The sequence below is a fragment of the Lacticaseibacillus zhaodongensis genome, assembly GCF_009687905.1.
Lineage (GTDB): Bacteria > Bacillota > Bacilli > Lactobacillales > Lactobacillaceae > Lacticaseibacillus > Lacticaseibacillus zhaodongensis.
This window is the reverse complement of the sequence record NZ_BLBG01000001.1, coordinates 443203-457683: the sequence shown is the minus strand read 5'-3', so window position 1 is coordinate 457683 and position 14481 is coordinate 443203. Positions and strand designations below refer to the sequence as shown.

Annotated in this window: 15 protein-coding genes and 1 riboswitch; all 15 genes read right to left on the bottom strand. The window is 51.6% G+C overall.

Annotated features, from left to right (window positions below):
• Nucleotides 1–22 precede the first annotated feature (22 nt).
• A complete protein-coding gene (gene hbs / locus GN107_RS02300) occupies nucleotides 23–298 on the bottom strand; it encodes a non-specific DNA-binding protein Hbs (RefSeq protein WP_155285845.1) in 276 nt (91 codons plus the stop codon).
• Between the two features lie 230 nt (nucleotides 299–528).
• Nucleotides 529–1836 carry a ribosome biogenesis GTPase Der gene (gene der, locus GN107_RS02295; protein ID WP_155285846.1) on the bottom strand — a complete coding sequence of 436 codons (1308 nt, stop codon included), beginning with the start codon at nucleotides 1834–1836 and terminating at the stop codon, nucleotides 529–531.
• An 89-nt stretch (nucleotides 1837–1925) separates the two neighbouring features.
• A complete protein-coding gene (rpsA, locus tag GN107_RS02290; protein ID WP_155285847.1) occupies nucleotides 1926–3203 on the bottom strand; it encodes a 30S ribosomal protein S1 in 1278 nt (425 codons plus the stop codon).
• A gap of 97 nt (nucleotides 3204–3300) precedes the next feature.
• Nucleotides 3301–3966: a (d)CMP kinase gene (cmk, locus tag GN107_RS02285; protein ID WP_155285848.1), complete on the bottom strand. Its 666-nt coding sequence runs from the start codon at nucleotides 3964–3966 to the stop codon at nucleotides 3301–3303.
• A 73-nt stretch (nucleotides 3967–4039) separates the two neighbouring features.
• Nucleotides 4040–4660, bottom strand: coding sequence for a LysM peptidoglycan-binding domain-containing protein (locus GN107_RS02280; RefSeq protein WP_196246194.1), 621 nt, complete (start codon nucleotides 4658–4660; stop codon nucleotides 4040–4042).
• A gap of 52 nt (nucleotides 4661–4712) precedes the next feature.
• Nucleotides 4713–6134 carry a RecQ family ATP-dependent DNA helicase gene (locus GN107_RS02275; RefSeq protein WP_155285850.1) on the bottom strand — a complete coding sequence of 474 codons (1422 nt, stop codon included), beginning with the start codon at nucleotides 6132–6134 and terminating at the stop codon, nucleotides 4713–4715.
• Nucleotides 6124–7113, bottom strand: a complete 990-nt coding sequence (locus GN107_RS02270; RefSeq protein WP_196246195.1) for a helix-turn-helix domain-containing protein — start codon at nucleotides 7111–7113, stop codon at nucleotides 6124–6126. The genes GN107_RS02275 and GN107_RS02270 overlap by 11 nt, the downstream gene beginning before the upstream one ends.
• A gap of 135 nt (nucleotides 7114–7248) precedes the next feature.
• Complete coding sequence (locus GN107_RS02265; RefSeq protein ID WP_155285852.1) at nucleotides 7249–7827, bottom strand: ECF transporter S component; 579 nt, start codon at nucleotides 7825–7827, stop codon at nucleotides 7249–7251.
• 114 nt (nucleotides 7828–7941) lie between these two features.
• Nucleotides 7942–8059: riboswitch (FMN riboswitch) on the bottom strand.
• 57 nt (nucleotides 8060–8116) lie between these two features.
• On the bottom strand, nucleotides 8117–8842 hold the full coding sequence (locus GN107_RS02260; protein ID WP_155285853.1) for a pseudouridine synthase: 726 nt from the start codon (nucleotides 8840–8842) through the stop codon (nucleotides 8117–8119).
• Nucleotides 8839–9429, bottom strand: coding sequence for an SMC-Scp complex subunit ScpB (scpB, locus tag GN107_RS02255; RefSeq protein WP_155285854.1), 591 nt, complete (start codon nucleotides 9427–9429; stop codon nucleotides 8839–8841). Before scpB ends, GN107_RS02260 begins: the two co-directional genes overlap by 4 nt.
• Nucleotides 9429–10157, bottom strand: coding sequence for a segregation and condensation protein A (locus GN107_RS02250; protein WP_155285855.1), 729 nt, complete (start codon nucleotides 10155–10157; stop codon nucleotides 9429–9431). Before GN107_RS02250 ends, scpB begins: the two co-directional genes overlap by 1 nt.
• Entirely contained in the window at nucleotides 10132–10521 is a 390-nt protein-coding gene (locus GN107_RS02245) for an N-acetyltransferase (protein ID WP_155285856.1), read from the bottom strand. Before GN107_RS02245 ends, GN107_RS02250 begins: the two co-directional genes overlap by 26 nt.
• A gap of 60 nt (nucleotides 10522–10581) precedes the next feature.
• Complete coding sequence (gene xerD, locus GN107_RS02240) at nucleotides 10582–11463, bottom strand: site-specific tyrosine recombinase XerD (protein WP_155285857.1); 882 nt, start codon at nucleotides 11461–11463, stop codon at nucleotides 10582–10584.
• Between the two features lie 23 nt (nucleotides 11464–11486).
• Nucleotides 11487–12371, bottom strand: a complete 885-nt coding sequence (locus GN107_RS02235) for a CvfB family protein (RefSeq protein ID WP_155285858.1) — start codon at nucleotides 12369–12371, stop codon at nucleotides 11487–11489.
• A 327-nt stretch (nucleotides 12372–12698) separates the two neighbouring features.
• Nucleotides 12699–14465 (bottom strand): pyruvate kinase, encoded by a 1767-nt coding sequence (gene pyk, locus GN107_RS02230; protein WP_155285859.1) that lies wholly within the window; start codon nucleotides 14463–14465, stop codon nucleotides 12699–12701.
• Nucleotides 14466–14481: the final 16 nt, after the last annotated feature.

The window sequence follows — 14481 nt, the reverse complement described above, 5'->3', positions numbered from 1 at the left end:
TAATAGGTATTGCGTGACCGTCTTACTTAACGGCGTCCTTCAATGCCTTACCAGGCTTGAATGCTGGTACCTTGGATGCTGGGATTTCAATCTCTGCACCAGTCTGTGGGTTGCGACCCTTACGGGCAGCGCGTTCGCGGACTTCAAAGTTACCAAAACCGATAAGCTGAACCTTGTCACCCTTAGCCAAGCTAGACTGGATGGAGCTAAATACTGCATCAACTGCAGCAGTAGCATCCTTCTTTGTCAAACCGGTTGTAGTTGCAACACTGTCGATAAGTTCTGCTTTGTTAGCCAAATTATTTCACCTCCGTGCGATTAGATGCGTGAACACCCAAACATGCCCACTGGATAGTGGTTCAAGAATGAGGAAATAATGAAAACCGAAGCATCACCATTTCAAACGTTAAGATAGCATAGGAACGGCGCCGTAGCAAGGCTTTTGGCACTTTTTCCTTGAAAAAAAGTGTTAGAAGTCTTTTTCGTCACAAACAAGTTAAGTTTGTTTCAAAAACCCTACTTTTCCCGCTACTGGCGGTTTCTAGCAATGAGGTGAATTGGGGTCCCGGAAAAATCAAAGGTGTCCCGGAGCTGGTTTATGAGAAAACGCTGATAGGAGAAATGCAACAAATCCGGATTGTTGACGAACACGACAAACGTTGGTGGCTTGATAGCAACCTGCGTCATGTAGTAAATCCGGAGTCGCTTCCCGTTGACGGTTGGCGTTGGCGTTACGGCCAAGGCATCGTTAAGGACTTCATTCAGGACACTACTCTGAATCCGGCGGGACTGATTCTCCGCGGCAGTCATGATCATAGGTGGCAAGTTCTGTAACCGTTGCCCGGTTTTAGCCGATACGAAGACGATTGGCGCGTAGTCCAAGTATACAAACTCCTGCCGAATCAAGTTCTCAAAGTCTGCCATCGTGTGCGTATCCTTGCTCAGGGTATCCCACTTGTTGACGACGATGATGATTGCCCGACCCGCTTCGTGCGCGTAGCCAGCAACCCGCTTGTCCTGCTCGCGAATGCCCTCTTCAGCGTTCAGCACCATGAGCACCACATCAGAGCGATCAATTGCGCGCATCGCCCGCAATACAGAGTACTTTTCAGTTGCCTCATAGACCTTGCCGCGTTTACGCAGCCCAGCGGTGTCAATCATGGTAAATTCCTGATCATTGGCCGTGAACTTGGTGTCAATGGCATCCCGCGTTGTGCCTTCCATTGGCGACACAATTACGCGGTTTTCACCGAGAATAGCGTTGACCAACGAAGATTTACCGACGTTTGGCCGGCCGATGAAGGAGAATTTGATGGAATCATCTTCATCTTGGTCATCATCATCAGGGAATTTTGCAAAGACGGCGTCCAGCACATCCCCAAGGCCAATCCCGTGGGTCCCAGATAGTGGCAATGGTTCACCAAAACCCAGGCTGTAGAAATCGAAGACTTCATTGCGCCGCTCAATGTTATCGACCTTGTTGACCGCCAAAATGACGGGCTTATCGGTGCGGTAAAGAATCTGCGCAACGTGTTCATCGGCATCGGTCACGCCATTTTCAACGTTGACCAAGAACAGAATTACATCTGCTTCGTCCATCGCGATCTCTGCCTGTTCGGTAATCTGCTGCATCAGCGGTTCATCACCGAGGTCAATTCCCCCAGTATCAATGACAGCAAACTCCCGCGCGAGCCAGGTGCCGCGACCGTATAACCGGTCCCGGGTGACCCCGGGTGTATCTTCGACAATTGCCTGCCGGGTGCCAACAATCCGGTTGAAAATCGTTGACTTGCCCACGTTGGGCCGGCCAACAATTGCGAGTGTTGGTAAACTCATGTCACTACCTCCTATCCGTTAAGAAACTTAGAACAAAAAAAGTTGAGCCTAGGCTCAACTTTTCTGCGAATAACCTTAAAGACTTAAGATTACTTCTTAGCAGCGTCCTTCAGGGCGTCACCGAGAATGTCACCAAGTGAGAAACCAGAGTCATCCTGCTGGTATTCTGCTGGAATCTTGGTGTGGCTTGAGCCTTCCCCACGACGGGAACGGCCACCGCGGTTGTTGTTATTGTTATTGTTGTTGTTACGACGAGGCTGGTCGCTAGTTTCCTTGCTGCCGGCAGGTGCTTCGGTCAGTGCCTTGATGGACAAAGCAAGACGGTGTGCACTTGGGTCAACAGAGAGAACCTTAACCTTAACGTCTTGGCCTTCGCTAAGGACGTCGCCAGGTGTAGCAATGTGTTCGTGTGAGATCTGGGAAATGTGAACCAGACCTTCAACACCAGGGAATACTTCAACGAATGCACCGAATGAAGTCAAACGACGAACGGTACCATCGAGAACACTACCCTCTGGAGCCTTGTCTTCAATATCATCCCATGGTTCTGGAAGTGCAGCCTTAATTGAAAGGCTGATCCGGTCGCGGTCAACGTCGAGGTTAAGAACCTTAACGGTAACTTCCTGGCCGACCTTCAGAACATCGCTAGGCTTGTTAACGTGGTCGAAGGAAATTTCGGAAACGTGAACAAGACCGTCCACACCGCCGAGATCAACAAACGCACCAAAGTTAGTCAAACGAGCGACCTTACCCTGAATAACATCCCCAACACTGAGCTTTGCAAAGAGTTCCTTGCGTGCTTCAGCCTTGGATGCTTCAAGAACTGCCCGGTGAGAAAGAATCAGACGGTTTTCAGTTGGGTCGATTTCAATGATCTTGAATTCGAGCTCCTGACCCTTGTACTGACTCAAATCTTCAACGAAGTGGTCTGCAACCATGGATGCGGGCACGAAACCACGAACACCGGCATTGACAACCAGCCCACCCTTAACTACAGAAGTTACAGGTGCAGTAATGGTCTTGCCAGCGTCGTATTCCTTCTGGATATCGTCCCAAATCTTACGGGCTTCCAGACGCTTCTTGGAAAGCAGGTACTGCCCGTTTTCCTTGTCCTTACCAATCGTGCTAATAACCACCAGCTCAAGTTCGTCGCCGACCTTGGCTACACTGTGAATATCATCGACTGGCTGAGAGCTTAATTCCTTAAGTGGCACAACCCCTTCAACACCGGAATTCTCGATGCCGACAGTAAGCTGTTTGTCCTCGATTGCAAGGACCTCACCCTTAACCACGTCACCGACTTTTACCTGGTGTACGCTCTTAAGTGCGTCCGCCATTGTTTCTGGGTTCACGCTGTTTTCACTCATGCCAAAAAATCCTCCTTGTGACTATCATCAATAGCCAGTATACCTGAATTGTCAATTAAAAGCTACTGCCTATGTGCATTTACTTTAGCTTTATTGCTTACTTTGCAGCCCGTTCATCGTAAAGCGCGATGATTTTGGTGACCACCTCATCAATTGACAGGTGGGTGGTGTCAAGTTTGATCGCATCGGCAGCTTGTTTAAGCGGCGAAACTGCCCGACTGGAATCTTTGCGATCCCGTTCGGCAATCTCTTTTTCCAAAACCGCTTGGCTAACATCAATGCCTTTTTGCTGATTGTCAAGGAAGCGCCGGCGGGCCCGTTCCTCCACGCTTGCGACCATAAAGACCTTGAGTTCCGCATCAGGTAAAACCGTTGTGCCGATGTCCCGGCCGTCCATCACAATGTTACCCTTAGCAGCAATGTCGCGTTGCAGTTTAGTAAGCCGAGCCCGCACGGCCGGAATCGCAGATACGGAACTGACGTTGTTCGTAACATCTTCCTGCCGAATGGCCAGCGTAACATCCGTACCATTCATGTGAACTAGTTGGCCCTCTGCGCTCGGCACAAATTCGATGTCGATGTCATCAAGCAGTGCAGTCACAGACTCTGCGTCATCAGCAGCAACACCCCGGCGTAAGGCCATGAGGGTCACCACCCGGTACATCGCACCGGTATCGCAGTAAACATAATTTAATTTACTTGCGACCAGTTTGGCGACAGTGCTCTTACCTGCACTTGCAGGTCCATCGATTGCGATTTGCATTAATATCCTCCAATAAAAAGGCTGAAGCCTTGGCTCCAGCCAAAATAATCACTCAGTATCGTTACTTAAACGTTTACTTAACTTTAAGCGTCTGGCCCGGGGTGATGGAAATACTAGAACCCATCCCGTTAAGTTGCTGGATTTCAGCCAAGGTCATGCCATGATTGACGGCAATTCGGTAAAGGTTGTCACCTGACTTAACCGTGTAGCTCCCACTAGCGGTGCTTGAGCTCGAGCTACTGCTGGAAGTGCTCGAACTGCTGGAACTCTGCGCGCTGCTAGTCGTGCTGGCACTGGAACTAGACTGCACTGCACTAGAACTGCTGCTAGCTTTGGCACTACTACTAGCTTTAGAATCGGCACTAGCTTTAGCCTTCTTGCTACTACTCTTAAATGCATCCTCACTACTTTGCTTAGAACTAGAAGTAGCCACACTAATCCGCGTTTGCGAATCGCCGGTGTTGGCCATCCGCTTGGAAACGGCACGCCAAACTATTGGTGTTAAGCACACGATAACTAGCAGTGCGACAATCACCCAGGTCATAACAGTGTTACCCCTGCTGTGCTTTCGCCGCACGACCCGGGAGTAGCTACCGCTATCGTCCCGATCATCTTCAAACTGGGTGTTCCAAGGTTCTTTTGCATCTTGCTGCTTTTTGGCAGCACCCTTAGAACTTGCTGGTTTTTTTGGCACAACAATGCCCCCTATTCTTCTTGAATCATTGTAGCACATGCACGCCCACGGACTAGGCTTGAGTGTTAAAAATCTGCTTAAAAATAACTTGCCAACCGGTGAAATCTCGCCGCGACCGTCTCAGAGGCTCCGGCAGTGTTGCTAAGAATGCATCCGTTACGTGACCGCAGCAAGCGTCAGTGTGCGCCATTCCCTCACTGTCAAAATGACGCATCAATGCCGCACGATGGCAGTCGGCCGCGCGTAGGAAGTCTAACACCGCCATAAAACTCTTACTCCGCACCGTTAAGCGCTCAGATAGTGCGGCGTTCACCGCTGCCGGCGTGAAATGTGCCTGATGGTACGCCACAATTAGCTGAATCTGCGCGTCGTCACTATTGGCATACCCAGCAGCGTCCCGATAGATTGCATTAACTAGACTTGGCGCGGGCAGCGCACTAATGAATTGTGCAGTTCGGCTAACATCCCGCTCGCTGTAAATCAGCGCGGTCACCGCCGGCTGTCCATCCCGTCCCGCGCGGCCAATGGCTTGCTGGTAATCCTCAAGCGTTGCTGGGACCCCCAAATAAAGTACCATCCGCACGTCAGGTTTGTCGACACCCATTCCAAAGGCACTCGTCGCAAACAGTGTATCAAGGCCGCCGTTAATAAATTGGCGTTCGCGCAACATCCGACTGTGCTCATCAACACCAGCATGATAAAAGTTGCACTTGCGCCCAGCGAGATGCGCAAATCGCGCGGCCAACTCCTCAGTCTGGTGCTTACTCCGACAATAAATAATCGCCGGCCCGTGCACCTGCGTCAGTAACGCTCCCACCCGGTCGGTAACCTGCCCATCTTGCGGATATTCTTCAACCCCAAGAAAGAGTTCCGGCCGATCGACCGAAGCAGCATAGACGTAAGCATTTTGCATTCGCAACTGCCGCCCGATCACTTCGCGGACGGAAATTGGCGCCGTCGCTGTCAAGGCGAGCACGCGGCAGGAACCTAGCTGGACGCGCAAATCGCCCAAACGCAGGTATGCGGGCCGAAAATCAGGACCCCACTGATAAATACAGTGGGCTTCATCAACAACCATGAGACTGACCGGACTGCGAGTCAGCGCACTCAACACGTCCGGGCGACTAAGCAATTCCGGTGATATAAATACAAACTTGTAGGTCGCCAGCGTGGCCAAAATTGCCCGCATGTCGGCCTTATCTAAACTTGAATTGAGCGCCACTACCCTGCCGGCTCCACTAGCCTGCATCCGCAACACCTGCTCCCGCATCAGTGCCAAGAGGGGTTCCACCACGAGGGTGATTCCAGGCAGCAACATCCCCGGTATCTGGTAGCACAGCGTTTTGCCGCTCCCAGTTGGCAAAATTCCCAACACATCCCGGCCAGCAAGTACCGCAGTAATGATTTCATCCTGCCCTGGGCGCAAATTTTGATAGCCAAACTTGTGTAGTTGTTCCGCAACTTCAGCGCGCATTGTTTTGCCTCCGGTACATCATAATCTGAAACATTCGCACCTGTAAGAACTCAACCCCAGGTAGCGCCGCTAGCAATTCCTGGTATGTGCGCTGACCACCAGCCCAGGCGGTCGCCAGCACAGCCTGTTGCTGCACACTCAAAAACCGGTCAAGCGGTAACTGTTGGCCCATAATTGCGGCAAGTTGCAGGTGTTCAGTGATCGTACTGATGCGCCGGTGCTTACGCGCAACTAACTCCTGAACGCTTGCACCACGTAAAAATTCCGCACTGGTCTGGGCTGCTGCTGGTGGCAGCAGGCTGATCCGCCCGCCCCACAACCGCTGCCACGCACTGGCAGGTCGGGACTCAATAGTGTGTAACAGATCACAGAGTGCCAACTCGCGCCGCAGGGGGCTATCTTGGTCTGCACCACTGCCCACGTACTCATGGCCGATCATCAGCATAGCCAGATAATCGGCCGTTGCGGGATGCAACTGACTAAAAATTACCGTGAGCTCCTGAACCGTATCCGCAAGTTCAGCCCGGGTGCCATGATACCAACGGCGAACGTACTGCTGCACCTGCCAGTCCGCACTTAAGGGCACATATTGGCGTTGCTGATAACTAGCTTCAGAAAGCACCTGCACGGCTAGAAAGAAGCGCGGTGCAAACTGCTGAACGTTTAACTCGGGGTCGTAGCTAGCCAGTGTCGCCGCCATGCCATGCAGTTGTGCGCAACGGGCACGACCGGTAGCGGTCCGCCACACCTGTTCGTCTGTCTGCTGCAAAAGTTTAGCAGTCAGCAAGCGCTGCACAGCAGCTAGATAATCCGGCTTGCTCAGTCCCGCAAGCAAACCAAAATAGTGCAATTGTTGGTGCTGCAAACCGGCAAACATGATTGAGGCAGTTTTGCGGCCTGTAATAACACCCCACAGACCCAGGGGCCGCTGCGGCTGATCATCGAGTAGCAAAAGCAATATATCGTCTAAACTAATCATCAGTGGCCCCCCCTCCATGATTACGCCAAATCCATACAAAAAGCCGCAGCTCATTACGAACCACGACTATAGATTATACTTTTTACTTAATTTTGTCTGCCAACTGTGAACAAAAATCCACCTATCTGACGGTTACTAGTGCGTAAGTTGCTGGCGATTCCGGGCGAGCCACCAGTTAAGCATCCGCGCAACAACCAGGAAGACCGCTCCCACAATGACCCCCTTGATGAGGTTAAATGGAACGACCCCCGTCAGCACATAAGCACCGAGGCTGACATTCAGTTTGAATCCCAGTGCCGTCACGTACATCGGCATGAGCACGAAGTAATTCAACAGGCTCATGACCAGGGTGAGCGCGATGGTGCCGAAAACGATCCCGGTCAGAGCGCGGCGCCAATTGTAGTTGTCCTTAACTAAGAGTGCCAGTGGCAGCATGAAGGCCACGCTGGCCAGGAAGGCGGCTGTATCGCCGATCAAGGTGACAACACTTGCACCCGTGATGACAAAATGCAACAAGGTGCGGATGAGCGCAACCTCAACCCCACCACTAACCCCGTAGAGTAAGACCGCCAGCAAAATAACCAAATCGCTTAGGTCCAAGGTCAGAAACGGAAAAGCCGGAATAATGGGAATTGCGAAATTCATCAGTACAAAGCCGATTGCGGCCAGAACAGCAATCCCCACCATTTTGTGTAATTTAGAACTGTGCATCAACAAAACCTCCAGGTGGTTCGCCCCTGGGAGGCCTGTTTGCGTAATAAATAAAAAACGCCACTACCAAAAATACAGGGTAGTGGCGACTTAATTTCGTATGCAAACAGAAATAAGCCCCATCTTCTTCCATCTAGACTATACTATCGGTTCCGGAGTTGCACCGGATCAACCGCGAATGCGGGTAGCGGACTTTACCGCCGGTCGGGAATTGCACCCTGCCCTGAAGACGAACCATTTATTTTTTGTAAGCAAGCTTACGCAGTAATCATAACAAAGACTTCCGTGCTAATCAAGCACCTGCTTGTTCTTTCAGCTCATTCACTTCTTTATGGCTGAGGCGCCGGTAATCACCGGGCTGCAGGCCGTTCAGAGTCAAAGATCCAAACGCGGTCCGCGAAAGCTTAATGACTGGGAAACCAACCGCTTTGAGCATCTTTTTGACTTGGTGGTTCAGCCCCTGGTGGATCACTAACTCAACAATCGCCGTCTTCTTGGTGTTATCACGCGATAGGACCTGTGTCTTGGCCTTCGCCAGCCGGCGCCCCTCAATGGTAATACCGGCACGCAGAGGCTGCAGATCCATGCTGCTAGGAATGCCTTGCACCTTGGCAACATAATGCTTATCAATGTTGAACTTCGGATGCATCATCAGATTAGCGAACTCGCCATCGTTGGTCATGATCAGAAGACCAGAGGTATCGTAATCCAGCCGGCCGACTGGGTACAAGCGCTCATGGACGTCATCAAAGAAGTCCGTAACCGTCTTGCGCCCCTTGTTATCAGTCACCGCGGTAATCACACCACGGGGCTTATAAAGCAGGAAGTATTGCTTCTGCTCCCTGGTCAAAGGTACTCCGTCAACGGTCACGGCCGCGTTACTATCAACCTTGACCCCCATGGTTGTGACGATTTCACCGTTCACGGTGACACGCCCCTGGGCAATCATTTCTTCGGCATGCCGCCGTGAAGCCACCCCGGCCTCTGCAATAACCTTTTGTAATCGTTCTTCTGTCAATTTGTATCCTCCGCATTCGTCGCATCATCTGTGTCTGCATCACTACGGGCGAAGAGGTCCATTTGGCCCTCAACGCCGGCGTCCTGATCTGCAGCTAACTGCGGCAAATCATCAATTCGTTCCAATCCAAAATAATCAAGGAAACGCGTACTAGTCGCATACATGATCGGCCGTCCGGGTGCGTCTAAACGCCCCGCTTCCTCAATCAACTGCCGAGTTACCAATGTCTGCAGGGCCCCAGAACTCTGGACGCCCCGAATTTCATCAATATCCACGCGCGTCACCGGCTGTTTGTAGGCGATTATTGCGAGCACTTCAAGCGCTGCTTGCGACAAACCGGTTGCTGGTGGGCCCTGGAAGTATTTCTTCAGCGCATCCGCAAACTCTGGCTTGGTCACTAAGTAGTAACGTTCATCAGAATTACGGAGTTTCAAGCCCCGATCTGGTGCGGCGTCGAGAGTCCGTCCGTACTCGCCAAGCTGCTGCCGGGTCGCGGCACTGGAAATCCCCAGCACTTGGCTCAGTGCACCCAGTTCGATGCCATCCTCCCCGGCGGCATACAATACCGCTTCAATTGTGCCCAGCATTAAGCCGATTCCTCCTTTCGCGCGTAAATCTCGATTTCAGCTTCTGGTCCGTCTTGCGCACAGACCAATTCGCCATCCTTCATCATCTCAAGTAGTGCCAGAAAAGTGGTGACCACCTCCACCACGGTCGGCAGGGAGATAAGCTCCAAGAAAGCGGCGTGATGCTTTGCCACCAATTTTTCCCTAATTTGTGTCATTTTGTCATCCAAAGACACACTCTCAACCTCAATGTGCCGAACCGCCTGCTCAGTGCGAGCGATGCGCTGCAGCACGTGTTGCATTGCCGCGGTCAGGTCGCGCAACTTAACAGCACCTGGCGCTAGCGGAGCGACCGCATCCGCTGGTGGCAGCGAAGCCGGTTTGCTGTACAGATGGTTGCGTTCTTGCTCCCGCTCCTGCAGCTCAGCGGCCGCCTGCTGGTAGACTTGATAGTTCAGCAGTTGGGCCACCAAGTCGGCACGGGGGTCCTCCGCTTCCGGCTCGTCCTCGTCTTCACTAATCGTTGGCAGCAGCATCCTACTCTTGAGGGCCATCAAGCTTGCAGCCATAACAAAATAATCGCCAGCCACCTCGATGGCACGCTCCTGCATGCTCCGCAGGTACGCGATGTACTGCTCGGTGATTTTGGCGATCGGAATATCGTATATATCGATCTTGTTTTCTTTAATTAGGTGCCATAAGAGATCCAGCGGCCCCGAAAAATCATTTAGAACTAGGGTCAGCGCCATCGACTTGCTCCTTGTTTCGTTCTTCCCACTTCATGATCAAGGGGGTATTCTCTAACGAACCCATGATCTTGCGCGGGCTAACCTTCTTCTTCAACTCGTCCAGCAGCTTATCAACGGTGTTCCCACCCCGAACGGCTGGCGATAGGCTCAAATGCCGCACCAATACGTAGGTATCGCCGCACTCAATGCCAACGACCCCGCTAAAGTTTGCATCCCCCTCCCGATAAAGGAAGAGTTTATGCGTCTTATCATTGGTATACAACTGAAGCTCCGTGTTCAGGTTTCCAAGGTCCTTCAGATCGGGTTCGTAAGACAGGAAGCCCATGGCGATTTTTTTATAATCGTCCTTATAGTTAACAAGCATGTATTCTCACCCACTTAGACCTGACTTTACCATACAAAAGCCAAATTAGCCATACACGGCTCAACCATGCGGATGCGTCTTGTGGTACACCGCAGCGATATGCCCATTGGACAAGTGGGTGTACAGCTGCGTGGTACTAATGTCAGCATGACCCAGAATCTCCTGCACGACCCGCAAATCTGCACCGTTTTCCAGTAAACTGCTCGCAAACGAATGCCGCAGTGTGTGAGGCGTAACATCCTTTTGAATTCCCACGGCGTTAATGTACGCCTTCAAATTCTTCCAGATGCCTTGCCGGGTCAGTTTGTTACCGTGAAAATTCAAAAAAACTTCCGGTGGAATACTGCCACTGATCAGCCGGGGGCGGGCGCTGCGCAGGTAGCGGTTCACCCACTCTGCGGCTTGATCACTCACCGGGACCAAACGCTCCTTGTCCCCCTTACCAACAACCTGAATCAGATTCATCGGTAAGTGCAACTGATCCATGCGCAAATTCACCAGTTCAGAAACTCGCATTCCGGTTGCATACATCAGCTCGAAAATCGCGCGGTCCCGCATTCCCAGCGGTTTAGCAACATCGGGTGCGTTCAGCAGGAGGGCAATCTCCTCAGCGTCCAGAACCGTTGGCAGGTGTTTCGCCGGCTTGGGTGCATCAATGAGCTCCATTGGGTCAGTCGTCAGTACGCCCTGGCGCATCAGAAAACTATAGAATTTACGCAAAGCACTTTGCTCCCGCGCCATGCTGGTAGTTGCGAGTTCCGTCGCCTCATTGGCAAAAAAATCCGCCAATACAGCCCGGTCATCCGGGACGTTTGCGTAGTGTTTGGCCTCGAGCCAGTTAGCATAACGCTGCAAGTCGCGACGGTATGCGTCTTGGGTTGCAAGCGATAAACCACGCTCCGCATCTAAATAATGAATAAAATCAACAATCAAATCTTCCATTAATTCACCATCGGGACAGCGCCTTATTCTTTAGCGTCAGCATCACCCTGTTTGTTAACCAATTCCAGGTGCCCATCAGTTTCCACAATCAGCTTAGCCTTAAGTAAATGACCAACCGCCCGTTTGAATGCACCCTTGCTGATATCAAGTTGGGCCTTAATGTCTTCGGGACTGCTCTTGTCACTAAGCCACATCCGGCCGTCATGACTGTGTTGCAGCATTGCCATGAGCATCGCGGCATCATCGTCAATTGCTTCGTAGGCACGGGGACGCAAGGACAAGTTAAGCTGACCATCTTCACGCACCCCAATAACCCGGGCCTTGAGTTGCTGCCCTAATCGAGGTTCCGCGTCCCGTTCGTTAGGATGGATGAAGCCAATGTACTTGTCACTGGTGAAGACAAACGTCCCCACCTTCTTGAGTAGGTACGCCGTGGCCTCGATATCTTTATTTTGCATGTCCGGCTTGGCACGGTGGGCAAGCTGCTGGAAGATTTCCGCACCGGCCAGGCTAGCCCAAAGCCGGTTCTTCTTGTCAATCAACAAGCGGACAAGTAAACGGTCCCCACGTGCTGGCCAGAGATATGTTTCAGCTGGCAGTTCGTCCAGACTGACGACAATGTCCTTGTCTGGTAAGCCCACGTCAACGAAAACGCCCAAGTCCTTCCGCACCTGCACGACTTCACAGAAGCTGTACTCGGATTCGGAAATGTTTGGCATCTTGGTCGTGAAGCGAGCCTGATGGTGCTCATTCTCGTAAGCAAAACCGCGCACGGTCGTCCCGTTTGCAGGTACTTCCGCGTACTCCTCTGCGCTACTACCCATTGTCTCACCGGCGTGCTGCAAGAACACTTCGTCATCATTATGATCCGAGACAACTGCCTCAACTATCTGTCCGTTAAAATCCATCTAAGTAACCTACTTTCCTACATCAAACTTCAATCTCGTTACATTTCCATATGTCATTCCGCCGCGTTCGCGGCACGGAACACCAGCCCGCTACCGCATTGCAGTGTGGGCGCATTAGTGAAGCCTTATTAACGATTCTGTCCGTTAGTTAGCCACACCGTATGTATGGAGCCGCGCACCGGTGACCGGATTCCCGCGCACCGCTTTGCCACTCCCGATTATAAGCAAAAGTGCCGCAAGTTGCACCCTTGTTTAGATTTTGCCATAAGAAAAGGGACTCGGCACATCATGCCGAATCCCCCTTCTAAATGAGCTTAAGCCTTCAGATTAAAGGGCGTTTGTAGCACCCTTGTAGATGATCCCACGACGGGAATCAACAGTGATAACCTGGCCGTCGCTGATAACGCCAGTAGCGTTTTCAGCACCGACAACGACTGGGATACCCATTGCGATACCAACAACTGCTGCGTGACTGGTGAGACCACCAGCTTCAACAACAACTGCGGCAGCCTTTTCGATAGCAGGCAGGTAGTCCTTGTCAGTTGTCTTAACAACCAGCACGTCACCCTTCTGCATCTTAGCAACAGCTTCGCTAGCAGTGCTTGCGACAACAGCCTTACCAACGGTAGTCTGGTCGCCGACACCGGAACCAGAAGTCAGCTTGGAGCCGATCATCTGAACCTTCATAACGTTGGTAGTACCAGTTTCACCAACTGGAACACCGGCGGTAATCAGAATCAGGTCGCCTTCTTCAGCAAAACCAAGGTCCTGAGCGGTCTTGGTTGCAAGGTCGAACATTTCATCAGTTGATGAAGGACGTTCTGCAACAACAGGGTAAACACCCCAGTTGATCATGAGACCGCGACGAGTAATGTCATCAAAGGTAACAGCGAGAATGTCAGCCTTAGGACGGTACTTACTGATCATGCGGGCAGTGTAGCCGGAGTTGGTAGCAGCAACAATGGTCTTAACGCCAAGGTTACGTGCAGTGTAGGCAACAGCCTGACCAACTGACTCAGTAACAGATTCCTTGCCGAAGCGCTTGAGAGCGTATGCGTCTTGGTCTGTCATAGCCTTTTCGGTGTACTCGTCGATACGAGCCATAGCTGCAACGGATTCTACAGGGTAGTCACCGTTAGCAGATTCACCAGAAAGCATGGTTGCGTCGGTACCATCGAAGACGGCGTTAGCAACGTCGTTAACTTCGGCACGGGTAGGACGTGGGTTCTCCTGCATGGAGTCAAGCATCTGGGTAGCAGTGATAACTGGCTTGCCGAGAGCGTTGCACTTCTTGATGAGAGCCTTCTGAACGAGTGGTACGTGTTCGAATGGGATTTCAACACCCATGTCCCCACGTGCTACCATCAGACCATCAGAAACCTTGAGGATGTCATCGATGTTGTCGATACCTTCCTGAGATTCGATCTTAGGGTAGATCTGAACGTATTCAGCGTGCTTTTCTTCGAGCAGTTCGCGAATGTCAAGAACATCCTGAGGCTTACGAACGAAGGAAGCAGCGATGAACTGGATACCACTGTCAAGACCGAAGCGAATGTCAGAAGCATCCTTTTCGGTGATACCAGGCAGGTTGATAGCAACACCAGGTGCGTTAACACCCTTGCGGCCACCAAGGATACCATTGTTCTGCATCTTGCAGACAAGTTCGCGGTGTTCGTCATCCTTTTCAGTGATGAGTGCATCAAGCAGACCATCATCGAAGAGTACGTGACCACCAACATGAGTATCGTCGTAGAGACCTGGGTAGGTAACTGCAACTTTTTCCTTGGTACCCTTCAATGAAGCGTCCATGGAGATACGCAGAACGTCGCCGGTGTGGTATTCAATCTTACCAGTTGGTGTGTCCTGAACAGTTGTCCGGATCTCTGCACCCTTGGTGTCAAGCATGATACCAACAGTCTTGCCGGTGATCTTCTCAGCTTCGTGAACCATGTTCATACGAGCCAAGTGCTCTTCGTGGTCACCATGTGAGAAGTTGAAGCGGAATACGTTTGCGCCGGCTTCAATCAACTTAACGATGATATCAACAGTGTTGCTTGCAGGTCCAAGCGTGCTGACGATCTTGGTCTTTTTCATAGATGAAAAACTCCTT

Bases quoted from the DNA above. Each gene is read 5' to 3' on its own strand.
- GN107_RS02270 (WP_196246195.1), bottom strand. From the start codon at position 7,113: ATGATTAGTTTAGACGATATATTGCTTTTGCTACTCGATGATCAGCCG.
- rpsA (WP_155285847.1), bottom strand. From the start codon at position 3,203: ATGAGTGAAAACAGCGTGAACCCAGAAACAATGGCGGACGCACTTAAG.
- GN107_RS02235 (WP_155285858.1), bottom strand. From the start codon at position 12,371: ATGGATTTTAACGGACAGATAGTTGAGGCAGTTGTCTCGGATCATAAT.
- der (WP_155285846.1), bottom strand. From the start codon at position 1,836: ATGAGTTTACCAACACTCGCAATTGTTGGCCGGCCCAACGTGGGCAAG.
- GN107_RS02250 (WP_155285855.1), bottom strand. From the start codon at position 10,157: ATGGCGCTGACCCTAGTTCTAAATGATTTTTCGGGGCCGCTGGATCTC.
- GN107_RS02275 (WP_155285850.1), bottom strand. From the start codon at position 6,134: ATGCGCGCTGAAGTTGCGGAACAACTACACAAGTTTGGCTATCAAAAT.
- xerD (WP_155285857.1), bottom strand. From the start codon at position 11,463: ATGGAAGATTTGATTGTTGATTTTATTCATTATTTAGATGCGGAGCGT.
- pyk (WP_155285859.1), bottom strand. From the start codon at position 14,465: ATGAAAAAGACCAAGATCGTCAGCACGCTTGGACCTGCAAGCAACACT.
- GN107_RS02245 (WP_155285856.1), bottom strand. From the start codon at position 10,521: ATGCTTGTTAACTATAAGGACGATTATAAAAAAATCGCCATGGGCTTC.
- cmk (WP_155285848.1), bottom strand. From the start codon at position 3,966: ATGCAAATCGCAATCGATGGACCTGCAAGTGCAGGTAAGAGCACTGTC.
- scpB (WP_155285854.1), bottom strand. From the start codon at position 9,429: ATGCTGGGCACAATTGAAGCGGTATTGTATGCCGCCGGGGAGGATGGC.